Origin of the sequence: Mycolicibacterium baixiangningiae, from assembly GCF_016313185.1 — a bacterium.
Classification (GTDB): Bacteria; Actinomycetota; Actinomycetes; order Mycobacteriales; family Mycobacteriaceae; genus Mycobacterium; species Mycobacterium baixiangningiae.
Genome location: NZ_CP066218.1, coordinates 1,214,593 through 1,228,585, shown reverse-complemented (window position 1 = coordinate 1,228,585; position 13,993 = coordinate 1,214,593). Strand labels below are relative to the sequence as shown.

Below are 13,993 nucleotides of genomic sequence, written 5' to 3'. Positions count from 1 at the left end.
GATTCTCCTTAGTTACGGTAGCGGTGAGCGAGCTGTCTGCGATGCGCCGCAGGGGATCCGAACAGCGAACGGTTGAGGGCGGCGCGTTTGAGATACACGTGGATGCCGCTCTCCCAGGTGTATCCGATACCACCGTGCAGTTGCATGGCCTTGCCGGCGATGTCGACCGCGGCACTGCACACATGCGACTTCGCCATGGCCGCAGCAATTGTCGCGTCCGGGGTATCGACGGCGGCGACGGCCGCGTCGACGAGTTGGCGGCACACCTCGATCTGCACCACCATGTCGGCACAGGCGTGTTTGACGGCCTGGAACGACCCGATGGGCCGGTCGAACTGCCTGCGCACCTTTACGTACTCGACCGTCGCGGACAGCATCGCCTCGGCGAGTCCGAGGCTGTCGCAGGCGATCGCGACGGCGGCGCGGTCCCGTAACCGGCCCGCGACGTCTCCCTCGACGGCCAGCACATTGGTGACCTCGACGCCGTCCGCGCTGACGACGGCGAGCCGCCGGGTCTCGTCGAGCACCGGTTGCGGTGTCACCGTGGAAACCGCCTCGACGACGACGTCCCCGGCGAGCAGCAGCAGCCGGTCGGCACCCGCGGCGTCGGGGACGAACTCCGCGTGCCCGCTGAGCCGCCCGCCATCGAAGGTGAAACCGTCGGTGACGACGGCGGCGCGGACGGTGCCCGCCGCGGTTCCGGACAGCAGTTCGTCACGAATGTCGCCGGGCGCGAGCATGGTCAGCGCGCCGACCGCCAGGACCGCGCTGCCCAGGTAGTCGGTGGCGCCGGCGGCCCGGCCGATCTCACCGCAGATGACCGCGACCTCGGCGAACGTGGCGCCGGCCCCGCCGAGGTGTTCGGGCACCTCGAGACCGGTCCAGCCGGCACCGGCGAGTGCCTGCCAGCCGACGGCGCTGTCTTTGGCCAGCAGATCGCCTGCGACCGAGCGCAGTTCGTCATGGAACTCCTCGAAGCCCATCAGACCGCGCTCGGTTCTCGGGGCAGGCCGAGACCGCGTTCACCGATGATGGTGCGCTGGATCTCGCTCGACCCGCCCGGGATGGTCCATTCCCACGATCCGATGAAGTCGAGCAGCCAGGATCCGGACTCCCATCCGCTCGACATGGGTTTCGACAGCTCCGTGTGGGTGGCGAGGCCACCGATCTCGGTGGCGAAACCGGTGAGACGCTGCAGCAGTTCGCTGTAGTAGAGCTTCACGATCGACGCATCGGCGGGTCCGGGGTCGGTGCTCTCGACCAGTCGCCGACACAGTCCGCGCAGCCCGGTGATCTCACATTCGAACTGCGCCAGTCGATCCGCGACGAGCGGATCGTCGACCGGGCTCGTCTGCACCAACCGGCGGAACCCGGCGTTGGCCAGGCGTTCGGCCAGCTCGAGCATGGTCATCCCGCGCTCGGCGCCCAGCGTCGCCTGTGCGACCTGCCAGCCCGAGTTCTCGGCGCCGACCAGGTTGGCGGCGGGTACCACGACGTCGTCGAGGAATATCTCGCAGAAGTGCGAGTCGCCGACGGCGTTACGGATCGGCCGCACCTCGACACCCGGTGTGGTCATGTCGAGCAGGAAGTACGAAATACCCTTCCGCTTGGGCGCATCGGGGTCGGTGCGCGCCAACAGCAGACACCAGTCGGCGTGCATGCCACCACTGGCCCAGAGCTTCTGGCCGTTGACGATGTAAGTGTCGCCGTCGCGGCGTGCGGTGGTGCGCAGGCTCGCGAGGTCCGAACCGGCCTCGGGTTCGGAGAACCCCTGCACCCAGATGTCACCGTCGAGGATCGCGGGCAGGTGCCTGCGCCGCTGTTCGTCGGTGCCCGCGATCAGCAGGGTCGACGCGGCGTGGTGGATGCCGACGAACGCGAGCACCAGCCGCGGTGCGTCATGGGCCGCGAGTTCCTGGTAGAGGACGACCTGTTCGGCGACGGAGAGTCCGCCACCCCATTCGGCGGGCCAGTGCGGCACCGCGTATCCGGCGCTGTGCAGCTCGGCGAACCAGGCCTTCTGGAAGGCGACGAACTCCTCGGCGCTCACCCCGGTCTGCTGCTGTCGCCAGTCTGTCGGGATGTGCTCGGCGCACCAGGCCCGCACGGTGGAGCGGAAGTCCTCGGCGCTCATGCCGGCACCTCCATCCGGACGGCGTTCGCGCGCAACCGATCCATCACCCGCGCGACCGCGAGTCCGTCGTCGAACGACGGCGCGATCTGAGTGCCGGTCCGCAACGCCTCGGCGACCTGGGTGAAGAAGGTCGTCAACGCCTGGTCGGGCCGTCCGGGGCGGTCGAATTCGATGGCGCGCGGTTCGGACCCGGTGGTGCGTAGCACCAGCGTGGTGTCGGCGGTCAGCTCGATCGAGCCGTCGGTGCCCAGCAGCACGGCGCGCGGGATCGTGGGGACCGCGGCGGCGAATCCGGTGTCCTGCGCCGCCGTCGCACCGTTGTCCAGCACGAACCAGGCCGCGTAGGCGTCCTCGGCGGTGGCCTGCTTGAGCACGCCGTCGCTGTCGCGGTGGATTGGGTCGTCGATGCGGGTGACGCCGCCGCAGTCGACGATCTCGCTGTCGAACAGCCAACGCGTGAAGTCGATCAGATGCGATCCGTAGGCACCGATCCAGCCGCCTCCGAGGTCGGCGTCGTTGATCCATCCGTGGGTGCGGCCGCGCAACCCGTTGCCGAACCAGTTCCAGCTCAGGTGCGTCGGGGCGCCGATGACGCCGTCGTCGACGATCTCTTTGAACTTCGCCCACGATGCGCGGCAACGGAACTCGAAGTTGAGGAAGTGGAGGACGCCGGCGTCGCGCACCCGGTCACACATCTCGGCAGCCTCGTCAGCGGTGCGACCGAACGGCTTGTCGCACAGCACCGCGTGACCGCCGTCGATGGTGGCGGTGACGTGGCCGAGGTGCAGGAACGGCGGCGAGTGCACCGATACCAGGTCGATGCCCGACCCCAGCCCGCGCTCGATCGCGGCCTCGTCGCGGGGGCTGACGACCTCCACCTCGAATCCGGCGCTCTCGTACGCCGGGGCGGCCGCATGCCTGCCGAAGCCCGTGCCGATGACGAGGACCCTCATGCGTACAGCCCCGTCAAGCCACGCCGCCCCGCCCGGCGCGTCAACTCCGCACGCGTGGCCGACAGGCCGAGCGGCAGACGCCGCAGCGGTTGGCTGTACCGCGACAGCCAGGACAGTGTGGTCTCGTCACAGAAGCCGACCGCGCCGTGCAATTGGTGGCAGACCCGGAACACGACCTCCGCGGCTTCGATCGCCGCCATCCGCAGCGCCAGTGCATCGTCGACGGCCTCGGGCCGCCCGGTGGCGATGCTCCACAGCGCGTACTTGGCGAGGATGTCAACGCCGCTGCGTTCGACCTCGGCGTCGGTCAGCTGGAACTGCACGCCCTGGAAACCCGCCAGCGGCTGGCCGAACTGCTTGCGCAGGTTGACGTGCGCCGTCGTGAGCTCGATCGCCCGGTCGAGCATGCCGAGCAGCGTCCACACCGGCAGCGTGAGACCCACGGCGAGGTCACCCGCGCCCGCAGTGTCGACGGCGGACAGGTCCACCTCGGTGACAAAGGCCGGCCCGCCGGGGCCCTGACCGGTCACCGTGCTCCGGCACCCGTCGAGTGACACTGCGACCCAGCGTGATTCGAGACCCGCGAGAGTTCCGGCCGGGCGGCTACCGGAAACGACGAGCAGGCCGTCGACGTCGAGATCGGCGGGACGGGCCAGCCGTTCGGCCACCGGATACGGCACCGTCCAGTGCCCGGCGCTGCGGCACAGCGCCGCGGCCGCTTCGAGTTCGTCGGCGTCGGTGCGCACGTCGAGGTCCCACGCACCGAGTTCGGTGAGCGTCGGCATCATCAGTGACTCGCGGTCGGCGGGTTTGGCTTCGGCCTGCTGGACGAGCAGGTCACCGCCGGCGGCCTCGAACGCCCGGAGCGCCTGGCGGCCGTACTCCGCGGCGTCGTCGCCGAGATCGAGGATCATCGGGCCGCCAGCAGGGCACGTGAGAGCAGGATGCGCTGCATCTCGATGCTGCCCGACGACACCGTCGCGGCCTGGGAGTACCGCCAGTGGTCCTCGACCTCGCCGAGGAACCAGGCGGACCGGGGGTCGTCGTGCGACACCTCGGCCGCGATGTCCATCAGCACCTCCGCACTGTCCTGATCCAGCGTCGTGACCGCGATCCGGTAGGCGGCGGCATCCCCCGGCTGGATGCGCCCGCTGCTCTGCAGCGACACCACCCGGTAGGCCATCAAGCGGGCACGGCGACAGTGGGTGAGCATGCGCACCCAGCGGCCGCGCAACTCCTCGGGCAGCTCATCCCAGCGGTCGGCGAGAACCGTTGGCGCAGAGGCCAGTAAGCGTTCGCACCGGGCGTAGCGGGCGATGCCGACCCGCTCGAACGCCATCACGTCACCCACGATCGACCAGCCGTGGTCGACGGTGCCGAGCACGTCGGCGTCGGTGACACGCAGATCGTCGAAGAACACCTCGTTGAGGTGGTGCGGGCCCAGCATGGTGCGGATCGGCCGAACCTGGATCGCGGGATCGTCCATGGGCACGAGGAAGATCGTCAGGCCCTGTTGTTTGCGCTCACCCTTGGACGTGCGGGCCAGCAGGAAGCACCACTGCGCCATGGTCGCATACGACGTCCAGATCTTCTGCCCGCTGACCAGCCACCCGTCTGAGCCATCCTCGGCACGCCGCGCGGTGGTGCGCAGCGACGCGAGGTCGGACCCGGCTTCCGGCTCGGAGAACCCCTGACACCAGATCACCTCACCGCGCGCGATCGGCGGCAGATGCCTGCGCTGCTGCTCCTCGGTGCCGTGCCGCATGATGATCGGCCCGACCCAGTTGACGCCCATGTACTGGGCGCCGCGCGGTTCGTGGTGGGCCCACATCTCCTCACGCACGACGGTCTGCTCCCATACCGACGCTCCCCCACCGTCGAACTCCTCCGGCCACGCCAGACACAGCAGGTCCCGCTCGGCGAGCAGGCGGCAGAAGCGTTGTGCGGTCTCGAGATCGGCGGGGTCGTCGGTGAACGCGCCGAGGAAGTGTTCGGGGATCTGGTCTTTCACCAGCGCCCGCAGTTCGGAGCGCAGCGCCGCCGCCCGCGGCCCCATGTCGAAGTCCATGCTCACCCCAACTCCGGGGCGCCGAGACTACGGTTCGTGACGAGATCCGCCCGATTTACGTCAACGACCGCAGTGTCGGCGAGCAGGCCGAGTTCGTCGAGCACCGCGGCCGTATCCGCACCCAGTTCCGGCGCGGGCCCGCGGACATGGCCGGGGGTGCGTGAGAACCAGGTGGGCACACCGGGGAAACGCACGGGACCGTGTGGAGTGTCCACGGTTTCGAAGAGGCCGACGGCGTTGAGGTGCGGGTGGTCGAACAGCGCGTCGGGGGTCTGGATCGGCGCGGCCGGGATCTCCAGTTCGCGGAACAGCGCGAGCCACTCGTCGGTGGTGCGCTCCTTGAGCGTTTCGGCCACCAGGCCGTAGACGGTGTCGATCTGCTTCGCCCGCCGCTCCAGGGTGCCATACAGGTCGTTGTCCCACACGGGAGCAACAGCTTTGATGAACGCATTCCAATGCTTGTCGTTGTAGATCAGCGCCGCGATGTAACCGTCCTTGGTCTCGTACGGCCGACGGTTGGGCGCCACGGTCCGCGGATACACCGCGGGACCGAGCGGGGGGTCGAACATGGCGCCGTTGGCATGTTCGACCAGCATGAAAGAGGCCATCGTCTCGAACATGGCGACCTCGACTTCCTGCCCCTCGCCGGTGCGCTCCCGGTGGAACAGCGCCATCATCGTGGCGTACAGCGCGGTCAGGCCGGCGACCTTGTCGGCCATGATCGTGCCGACGTAGTTGGCCTCGCCGGTCAGTTGTTTCTGCACGGCGGGGATGCCGCACTCGGCCTGGATGGTGTCGTCGTAGGCGGGCAGATCACGGTCCGGGCCGCGCCGCCCGTAGCCGTAGCAGTTGGTGTAGACGATGTTCGGATTCAGGACGGCGACGTCGGGGTAGCCGAACCCGAGCTTGGCGATCGCCTTGGCGCGCATCGAGTGGATGAAGACGTCGGCATCGGCAATCAGTGCGCGCAGCGCCGCCTTGCCGTCGTCGGTTCGCAGGTCGAGTACGACGCTGCGCTTACCGCGGTTGACGTTCACGAACACCCCGCTCATCCCCGGGGCGGGGCCGACCGAGATGAAGCGGGTGTTGTCACCCTCCGGCGGCTCGACCTTGACGACGTCGGCCCCCATGTCGGCCATGATCTGAGTGCAGTACGGGCCCATGACCATTGCGGTCAGGTCCACGACGCGCACGCCTGCGAGCGGGCCGCTAACCACGGCTCACCGCCGCCATCCCGAAGCTGTAGCGGATGTGCGCGTTGTGGCCGTCCGGGACCACCGGGAAGACGACGGGCTCGGTGCGGTCGCGGATCGCGTCGAGGTTCTCGGCGATGTCCTCGACCGTCCACGACGGCCGGTGCACTCCCGGTGACTCGGCGATCACCGCGGTGGCCACCCGCCCGGCCAGCGCGATGAACATCTCCCCTGTCACCGAACAGGTTTCGTGGGCCAGCCAGCCCACCGTGGGCGCCACCAGCTCCGGGTCCATCGGCGGATAGGCCGACGTGTCGATGCCCTCGGCCATTCGGGTGACGGCGGCGGGCACGATCACGTTGCTTCTCACCCCGTGCTCGGCACCTTCGAGGGCGGCGACGTTCGACAGCCCGATCACCCCGGCCTTGGCGACCGCGTAGTTGACCACGTCGTGGTTGCCGTAGAGGCCGCCGATCGACGAGGTCAGCACGATGCGGCCGTAGCCGGCGTCGCACATCACCGGAAACGCCGGCCGCACAACGTGAAACGCGCCGCGCAGATGGACGTCGAGGACGGCGTCGAAGTCCTCGTAGCTGATCTCGCGCAATGATCCGCGCCGGACGTTGCCGGCGTTGTGGATGAGGATGTCGAGGCGGCCGAAGGCGGACAGCGCCGTGTCGACGATCGCCCTGCCGCCGGCCGGGGTGGCCACCGAATCGGTGCTGGCGACCGCCTCCCCGCCCGCGGCGGCGATCTCCCGCGCGACGTCCTGGGCGGGTCCGACGGCTGGATCGATGCCCTCGCCGTGGCCGGCAAGGTCGCCGCCCAGATCGTTGACGACGACCTTCGCCCCGCGCGACGCGAGCAGCAGCGCGTATGCCCGGCCGAGCCCGCGGCCACCACCGGTGACCACGGCGACGCGGCCGTCGTACCTCAGGTCACTCATGCGGCGACAACCGTGCGCTCGACGCTATCGGAGATCGAGGCCATCGAGATCGCCCTTGTCCCGCCACGAGGCCAGCAGATCGCCGAAGGCGTAGAAACCCGGACCGTACGGTTCTCCGAGATGCGACCGCAGACCCTCACCGCCGCCACCACCCTCGTTGTTGTAGTAACCCGGCGTGCAGGAGGCGTCGAACGCCGAATTGTCCACAGCCGATTCCCTGACCGTCTGGCACCATGCGTCCTGCGCGTCCTGCGTCGGCTCGACGACGTCGGCGCCGCGCTCGAGTGCCTCGGCGATGACGTAGGCGATGTGTTCGCCCTGCAGCTCGTAATTCGCGGCGATGTTCGCCGAGATGCCGACCTGGGTGAACCCGGTGAAGAACTGGTTGGGGAAACCGCGGCTGGTCATGCCGTGCAGCGTCTTGTACCCGTCGCGCCAGTAGTCGAACAGCGACAGCCCGTCGCGACCCTCGACCGCCTCGATCGAATACCGTCTGCTGATGTCGGTGGTGATCTCGAAACCGCTGGCGTAGATGATGCAGTCGACCTCGTACTCGACGCCGCCCACCACCAGTCCCTTCGCGGTGACCTTCTCGACGCCGCGGGAGTCCGATACGTCGACCAGCGTGACGTTCGGGCGATTGAAGGCCGGCAGGTACTCGTCGTTGGACAGCGGCCGCTTGCACAGGAAGCGGTAGTACGGCTTGAGCGCCTCGGCGGTCTGGGGGTCGTCGACCAGGGCGTCGATGCGGCGGCGCAGCCGCTCCATCAGCTTGTAGTCCTCCTCCTCCCGGATCGACATGAACTGCTCGGGGGTCAGCGTCGCCGGATCCTCCAGCGCCATCACCCGCGCGGCCGTGTTGCGGCCGAGTTCGGTCCAGAAGTCGCACACCAGATCCGGCTGTCCGGGGGCCATCCCCTCGAACGTCCACGAATGGAAGTTGCGCTGCCGTTCCTTCTGCCAACCCGGTTGCAGCGACTGCGCCCACTGCGGGTCGGTGGGCCCGTTGTTGCGGGCGTCCACCGTGGACGGGGTGCGCTGAAACACGTACAGATGCCCGGCGTCGCGGGCCAGGAACGGCACGATCTGGATGGCCGTGGCGCCGGTGCCGATCACCGCGACCTTCTTGTCGGCGAGCTTGTGCAGATTGCCGGTGCTGTCGCCGCCGGTGTAGTCGTAGTCCCACCGCGACGAGTGGAAGCTGTGGCCGGTGAAGTCCTGAATACCGGGGATGCCAGGCAGTTTGGGGCGGTGGAACGGACCGGAGGCCAGCACCACGAACCGGGCACGGATGTCGTCGCCGCGGTTGGTGCTGATCCGCCACCGGTTCATCTCGTCGTCCCATCGCAGATCCCTGACCTGGGTCGAGAAGATGGCCCCGTCGTAGAGTCCGAAGTGCTTGCCGATGTTGCGGCAGTGCTCGTAGATCTCGGCGCCGTCGGCGAACTTCTTACTCGGCATGAAGTCGAGCTCTTCGAGTAGCGGTATATAGCAGTAGGATTCGTTGTCGCACTGGATGCCCGGGTACCGGTTCCAGTACCAGACCCCGCCGAAATCGCCGCCCAGTTCGATGATCCGCACGTCGTCGACGCCGGCCTTCTTCAGGTGCGCGGCCGACAGCAGCCCACCGAATCCGCCGCCGAGCACCGCGACGTCGATGTCCTCGGTGATCGGATTGCGGGGCTGCACCGGAATGTAGGGGTCGCTCTCGTAGTAGCCCGCGAACTCGTCGGTCAGCTCGACGTACTGTTTGGAGCCCTCCGGCCGCAGCCGTTTGGCGCGCTCCTGCGCGTACTTCTCCCGCAGCGCGTCGATGTCGAAATCGTCCGGGGTCTCGGTGGGCCCGCAGGTGTTCACATTCCTCCTTCGTGGGCGGTTTCGGCGTGCCTGGTCGCGCCCAGCGCGACTCAGCACGCCGAAATCACAGGTCCTGGGGCTCGCCGGTGCCCATGTACTTCGACAGTTGGTAGTGCAGGTTGACGGTGCTGCGTTCGCGATAGGGGTTGGGCCGCGTGCCGGGGAAGCCCGCGGACTTCATGCCCTGCTGCACGGCGGCCATGTTGGAGAAGTCCTGCGGCAGCACCGACAGCCAGTTCGGGTCGCCGACCGGGGTGTAGGCCCATTCGGTCTCCGGCTCTTGGCCTTTGGGGTACAGCTCGAAGACAGCTACCTCGAATATGCACTTGTTCGGGTCGTAACTCGGATCGGGCCGGGCGCTGTAACAGAGCGCGCTGGTCAGGCCCTGGCCGATCTGGAAGTTCGGGAAGAGCTGCCAGGCGGTCCCGCTCTGGCCCAGGATGTCGGCGGGAATCGTCGGCCAGATGACCCCGCGTGCTTCGTCGTCGCGGCGGGCCGAGGCCAGCCAATGCTGCAGCACTTTGTCGGCCGGAGTGCCTTCCGGCAGTTCGTCGACCAGCCGCTTGGCGGCGTTGACCAGTGTCTCAGTGGTGGTCGCGTTGGTCTGCTCCCAGGTGTACATCTGCATCTCGGCGGTGGAGACGCGCGGGTCGTCGCCGGTCCCGAGGCGGATCTTGGACTTCGTCTCGTCCATCCCCTTCGGCGCGTCGTACCCGATGTTGCTGTGCCTGCCTTGGGCTTTGGCCCAGCCCTTGAACTCGCCGAACTTGTTGAACTCCGGGTGTGTGGTGAACACGTGGTAGGTCTCGTTGAACGCCTCCAGCGCGACTTTCCAGTTGCAGTCGAAGTACAGCCACTTGCGCCACTTGTAGCGCATGTTCTCCAGCCCGAACGGGTCGAGGATCTTCGACGCCGGGAACAGATAGTCCGCCAGCGGTTCGCAGGCCGGGTCCATGTTGACGAACAGCCAGCCGCCCCAGGTGTCCACCTGCACCGGGGCGAGGTGGGTGTTCTGCGGTGTCAGCGTGCCCTTCCAGTCGTCCTGTTCCCGGATGTGCGTACACGTGCCGTCCAAACCGTATGTCCAGCCGTGGAATCCGCAGACGAACGACTTGCGTGCGCGGCCGACCGCGTTCTTAGCGCCGTCGGGAGTGTCGACGAGTTTGCGGCCACGGTGCATGCACACGTTGTGGTGGGCCCGGAATTCGTTGGGGCCGGTCCGTACCACGATGATCGAGTCGTCGAGGATGTCATAGGTCAGGTAACTCCCCACCTCGGGGATCTCCTCGACGCGCCCGACCTGCTGCCATACCCTGCGCCACAGCTTGTCCCGTTCGGCGCGGGCGTACTCGGGTGAGATGTACGCCTCGACCGGGATGGTCATGGGCTCGGACAGATCCTCGGCGACCCGCCCGGTCGAATCGTCCGGATCGGCTTCGACTTCGATCGCGGCATCGAGGTCGGATTCGGTGTGAGTCACTTGATCTGTCCTTTCAGAACCGGCTGATGGATCTGCGGAAGCCTTCGTCCTTGAGGAACAACGACGTGTTGTCGGCGCCCAGATGCGTCCACTTGAGGTCGAGGCCACCGTCGACCAGCAGCGTCTGGCCCGTGATGTAGCTCGACATGTCCGACAGCAGGAACAGGATGGCGTTCGCCTGTTCGGCGGGTGTGCCGCGGCGGCCCATCGCGATCGCGGTGCGGTCCCGCTCGGGATCCTCGTCGACGTATGTCGCCGACGCGGCGGTCTCGGTGACCCCGGGTGCGACGGCGTTCACGCGGATGTCGTCCAGTGCCAGTTCGACCGCCATGGTGCGGGTCATCGCGACCACCGCCGCCTTGGCCGTGCCGTAGGCGATGTGGAACGGCGCGGTGTTCATTCCGCTGATCGACGACACCGAGACGATCGACCCCTTCAGGCCCTGGGCACGCAATTCCCGACTGACGGCCTGGCTCATGAAGAACGCGGTCTCCAGGTTGGCGGTGAACAGCGCCCGCCAGTCGTCGCGGCTGACGCGGGTGGAGGGCATCCACGTCGCTGGGGCGGCGCCACCTGCGACGTTCACCAGACCGTAGAGATCTCCCTCGGCGCGGCGGGCCTCGTCGAGGACGCGGGCGATGCCCTCGTCGGTGGAGGCGTCGGCCGCCACCGTGACGATCGACAGTCCCTTGTCGATGAGCGGGCCGACGTGCTGGTCGAGGTTGTCCTGGCGGCGACTGACCGCGATGACGGTGGCGCCCGCGGTGGCTGCCCGCTCGGTCACCGTCGTGCCGATACCCCCACCGCCCGCGCCGGAGACGACGACGACGCGGCCGGCCAAGCTCAGTGACTCCTGCACATGCTGGCCTATTTGTCCGGACGACATACGGTGCTCTTCATATCGAAGAACACTATTCCGCAGGCTTTATCCGGTCGTCAAGGGTCTTCGGAACTGTCTGCGCGGCTATTGTCTGGACTAGCTGCGGTTGATAACGTCCGGATTCATGACGTCGCCGACCGAGTCGTTGCAGGCCACCCGCTACCCCGGCGCCCAGCCCGCCGTCGCGGACGGATGGCGCTTCGAGCGGATGACCGCCCCCAGCCGGTTGTTCGGCGCGAACGGCCTGCGCACCGGGCCCGACGGCCGGGTCTACGTCGCCCAGGTGACCGGCAGCCAGATCAGTGCGCTGGACCTGGCCGGCGGCACGCTGGAGACGGTCAGCCCGAAGGGCGGCGACATCATCGCCCCCGACGACGTGGCCTTCGGCCCGGACGGCAGCCTCTACGCCACCGAGGTGATGGACGGGCGGGTCAGCGTCCGCGAACCCGGCGGCCGGACCCGTGTCCTGCGCGACGACCTGCCCTGCGCCAACGGCATCACCGTGCACGAGGGCCGGCTGTTCATCGGCGAGTGCCGGGAAGGCGGCCGGCTGATTGAACTCGACCGCGACGGCGGCATCGAGCGCATCCTCGCCGAGAACCTGCCGTCGCCGAATGCCATGGAGGTGGGTCCGGACGGGCTGCTGTACTACCCGCTGATGACCGCCAACGAGATCTGGCGCATCGACCCCGACGGCGGCGAGCCGCAGCGGGTCGCCGTCGACCTCGGGGTGCCCGACGCGGTCAAGTTCGACGCCGACGGCTTCCTGGTCTCCACCCAGGTGGCCAGCGGCCAGGTGCTGCGCATCGACCCGCGCAGCGGTGACAGAACGCTGCTGGCGCAATTGAATCCGGGGCTGGACAACCTGACCTTCGTCGGCGATCGGCTTTTCGTCTCCAACTTCACCGGTGAGATCACCGAGATCCTCCCCGGCGGCGACACCAGCACCACCCTGGCCGGCGGGTTGAACTGGCCGCTGGACCTCGCGGTCGGGGACGACGGCCGGCTCTACGTCGCCGACGGCACGTACTTCTACCTGCTGCAGGCCGACGGTTCGCTGCAGACCGTCGGCATGTTGTTCACCCCCGGCTATCCCGGCTTCCTGCGCGGGCTCGCCTGCGCCGGGGGCGGCGAGTTCGTGGTCACCACCTCCGGCGGCCAGGTCACCCGGTACCGGCCCGCAGCCGGCGAAAGCGAGGTTCTCGCAGACGGTTTCGACCAGCTCTACGGCGTCACGGCGGCCCCGGGAGGTGCCGTGGTGTTCGCCGAACTCGGCACCGGACGGGTGCTCTCGGCACACGGCGGCGACGTGGCGGTGCTGGCGTCCGATCTGCGCGATCCCGTCGGGGTGGCCATCGCCCCGGACGGCACCCCGTTGGTCGCCGAGTCCGGCGCCGGCCGGGTGGTGCGCCTCGCGGGCACCCACGTCATCACCGTGGCCGACGGGCTGCAACGGCCGCAGGGTCTGCTGGTTGCAGACGGAGCGCTCTACGTCGTCGACGCCGGCGCGAAGGAGGTGGTCGCCGTCGATATGAACACCGGCGCCCGCCAGACGATCGCCTCCGGCCTGCCGGTCGGCCCGTCTCCGGGGGTCCACCCCAAACCACTGCGCGGTATGCCGCCGTTCTCCGGACCGCAGGGACCGTTCGCGGGCATCGCGATGGGACCGGACGGCACACTGTTCGTCTCCGCCGACGGCGACGGCAGCGTGCTGGCGCTGCGCCGGGATGACGCGCACGCATGACGACCACCCACCCGGAGCACCGCTACCTGCAGGTGGCGCGCGCGCTGCGCAAGGAGATCGTCGACGGCGTCTACCCGGTCGGGTCCCAGCTGCCCACTGAACACGAACTGTGCGAACGATTCGCGGTGAGCCGCTTCACCATTCGCGAGGCGCTGCGCCGGCTGCGCGAAGACAACCTGGTGACGTCGCGGCCGCGCGCGGGCACCCTGGTGGTACCCCGTCCGTCGGGTAACACCTACGCCCAGGACGTGATGTCGATCGACGATCTGTTGGCGTTCGCCGCCGGCGCACAGTTCACCATCGAGTCGAACACCACCGTGACCGTCGACGCCGAACTCGCGGCGAGGACGCGGCTGACCCAGGGGTCCGAATGGCTGGCGGTGCACGGCTATCGACAGGCCGACGCCACCTCGCCACCGATCTGCCGTACGGAGTACTACATCAACCGCGCGTTCGCCGCGGTGGGCCGACTGCTCCCCCGCCACACCGGCCCGATCTTCCCGCTGATCGAGGATCTGTTCGGGGTGAGCGTGGTCGAGGTGCACCAGGAGATCGCCGCGGTCGTGCTGTCCGCGGAGCTCGCCGACAAGTTGGGCGTCCAATCCGGCGGCGCCGCACTGCAGATGCAGCGCACCTACGTCACCTCCGACGGTGAAGTCGCGCAGGTCACCGTCAACACCCACCCGTCGGCGAGCTACCGGCATTCGATGACGATGCGCCGGGTCAAGGGCTGAGCCC

The 13,993-nt window shown here is 68.4% G+C and carries 12 protein-coding genes; 2 read left to right on the top strand and 10 right to left on the bottom strand.

Annotation, left to right across the window (positions count from 1 at the left end):
• Window positions 1–8: 8 nt before the first annotated feature.
• The 10 genes from I7X18_RS05760 to I7X18_RS05715 form a co-directional block, all read right to left on the bottom strand.
• Window positions 9–983, bottom strand: a complete 975-nt coding sequence (locus tag I7X18_RS05760; protein WP_193044144.1) for an acyl-CoA dehydrogenase family protein — start codon at window positions 981–983, stop codon at window positions 9–11.
• Window positions 983–2,134 (bottom strand): acyl-CoA dehydrogenase family protein, encoded by a 1,152-nt coding sequence (locus I7X18_RS05755; protein ID WP_193044145.1) that lies wholly within the window; start codon window positions 2,132–2,134, stop codon window positions 983–985. The genes I7X18_RS05760 and I7X18_RS05755 overlap by 1 nt, the downstream gene beginning before the upstream one ends.
• Complete coding sequence (locus I7X18_RS05750; protein ID WP_193044146.1) at window positions 2,131–3,087, bottom strand: Gfo/Idh/MocA family protein; 957 nt, start codon at window positions 3,085–3,087, stop codon at window positions 2,131–2,133. The genes I7X18_RS05755 and I7X18_RS05750 overlap by 4 nt, the downstream gene beginning before the upstream one ends.
• A complete protein-coding gene (locus I7X18_RS05745; protein WP_193044147.1) occupies window positions 3,084–4,001 on the bottom strand; it encodes an acyl-CoA dehydrogenase family protein in 918 nt (305 codons plus the stop codon). The genes I7X18_RS05750 and I7X18_RS05745 overlap by 4 nt, the downstream gene beginning before the upstream one ends.
• The gene (locus I7X18_RS05740; RefSeq protein ID WP_193044959.1) at window positions 3,998–5,155 is read right to left on the bottom strand and encodes an acyl-CoA dehydrogenase family protein; all 1,158 of its coding nucleotides are present in this window, start codon (window positions 5,153–5,155) and stop codon (window positions 3,998–4,000) included. Before I7X18_RS05740 ends, I7X18_RS05745 begins: the two co-directional genes overlap by 4 nt.
• Before the next feature lie 2 nt (window positions 5,156–5,157).
• On the bottom strand, window positions 5,158–6,324 hold the full coding sequence (locus tag I7X18_RS05735; protein ID WP_232375484.1) for a CaiB/BaiF CoA transferase family protein: 1,167 nt from the start codon (window positions 6,322–6,324) through the stop codon (window positions 5,158–5,160).
• A 40-nt stretch (window positions 6,325–6,364) separates the two neighbouring features.
• Window positions 6,365–7,294 (bottom strand): SDR family NAD(P)-dependent oxidoreductase, encoded by a 930-nt coding sequence (locus tag I7X18_RS05730; RefSeq protein ID WP_193044149.1) that lies wholly within the window; start codon window positions 7,292–7,294, stop codon window positions 6,365–6,367.
• A gap of 24 nt (window positions 7,295–7,318) precedes the next feature.
• Entirely contained in the window at window positions 7,319–9,151 is a 1,833-nt protein-coding gene (locus tag I7X18_RS05725) for a flavin-containing monooxygenase (protein WP_232375414.1), read from the bottom strand.
• A gap of 64 nt (window positions 9,152–9,215) precedes the next feature.
• Window positions 9,216–10,631: an aromatic ring-hydroxylating oxygenase subunit alpha gene (locus I7X18_RS05720; RefSeq protein WP_193044150.1), complete on the bottom strand. Its 1,416-nt coding sequence runs from the start codon at window positions 10,629–10,631 to the stop codon at window positions 9,216–9,218.
• Between the two features lie 13 nt (window positions 10,632–10,644).
• Entirely contained in the window at window positions 10,645–11,517 is an 873-nt protein-coding gene (locus I7X18_RS05715) for an SDR family NAD(P)-dependent oxidoreductase (protein ID WP_226862905.1), read from the bottom strand.
• Window positions 11,518–11,635: 118 nt separating this feature from the next.
• Between I7X18_RS05715 and I7X18_RS05710 the strand changes: the two genes are divergently transcribed.
• Both I7X18_RS05710 and I7X18_RS05705 read left to right on the top strand, forming a co-directional pair.
• Window positions 11,636–13,255, top strand: a complete 1,620-nt coding sequence (locus I7X18_RS05710) for an SMP-30/gluconolactonase/LRE family protein (protein WP_193044151.1) — start codon at window positions 11,636–11,638, stop codon at window positions 13,253–13,255.
• Window positions 13,252–13,989 carry a GntR family transcriptional regulator gene (locus tag I7X18_RS05705; RefSeq protein ID WP_193044152.1) on the top strand — a complete coding sequence of 246 codons (738 nt, stop codon included), beginning with the start codon at window positions 13,252–13,254 and terminating at the stop codon, window positions 13,987–13,989. Before I7X18_RS05710 ends, I7X18_RS05705 begins: the two co-directional genes overlap by 4 nt.
• The last annotated feature ends 4 nt before the right edge of the window (window positions 13,990–13,993 follow it).

Excerpts from the sequence above, each read along its gene's own strand:
- I7X18_RS05750 (WP_193044146.1), bottom strand. The coding sequence starts at position 3,087 with ATGAGGGTCCTCGTCATCGGCACGGGCTTCGGCAGGCATGCGGCCGCC.
- I7X18_RS05710 (WP_193044151.1), top strand. The coding sequence starts at position 11,636 with ATGACGTCGCCGACCGAGTCGTTGCAGGCCACCCGCTACCCCGGCGCC.
- I7X18_RS05735 (WP_232375484.1), bottom strand. The coding sequence starts at position 6,324 with ATGGTCATGGGCCCGTACTGCACTCAGATCATGGCCGACATGGGGGCC.
- I7X18_RS05740 (WP_193044959.1), bottom strand. The coding sequence starts at position 5,155 with ATGGACTTCGACATGGGGCCGCGGGCGGCGGCGCTGCGCTCCGAACTG.
- I7X18_RS05730 (WP_193044149.1), bottom strand. The coding sequence starts at position 7,294 with ATGAGTGACCTGAGGTACGACGGCCGCGTCGCCGTGGTCACCGGTGGT.
- I7X18_RS05760 (WP_193044144.1), bottom strand. The coding sequence starts at position 983 with ATGGGCTTCGAGGAGTTCCATGACGAACTGCGCTCGGTCGCAGGCGAT.
- I7X18_RS05715 (WP_226862905.1), bottom strand. The coding sequence starts at position 11,517 with ATGTCGTCCGGACAAATAGGCCAGCATGTGCAGGAGTCACTGAGCTTG.
- I7X18_RS05745 (WP_193044147.1), bottom strand. The coding sequence starts at position 4,001 with ATGATCCTCGATCTCGGCGACGACGCCGCGGAGTACGGCCGCCAGGCG.
- I7X18_RS05705 (WP_193044152.1), top strand. The coding sequence starts at position 13,252 with ATGACGACCACCCACCCGGAGCACCGCTACCTGCAGGTGGCGCGCGCG.
- I7X18_RS05755 (WP_193044145.1), bottom strand. The coding sequence starts at position 2,134 with ATGAGCGCCGAGGACTTCCGCTCCACCGTGCGGGCCTGGTGCGCCGAG.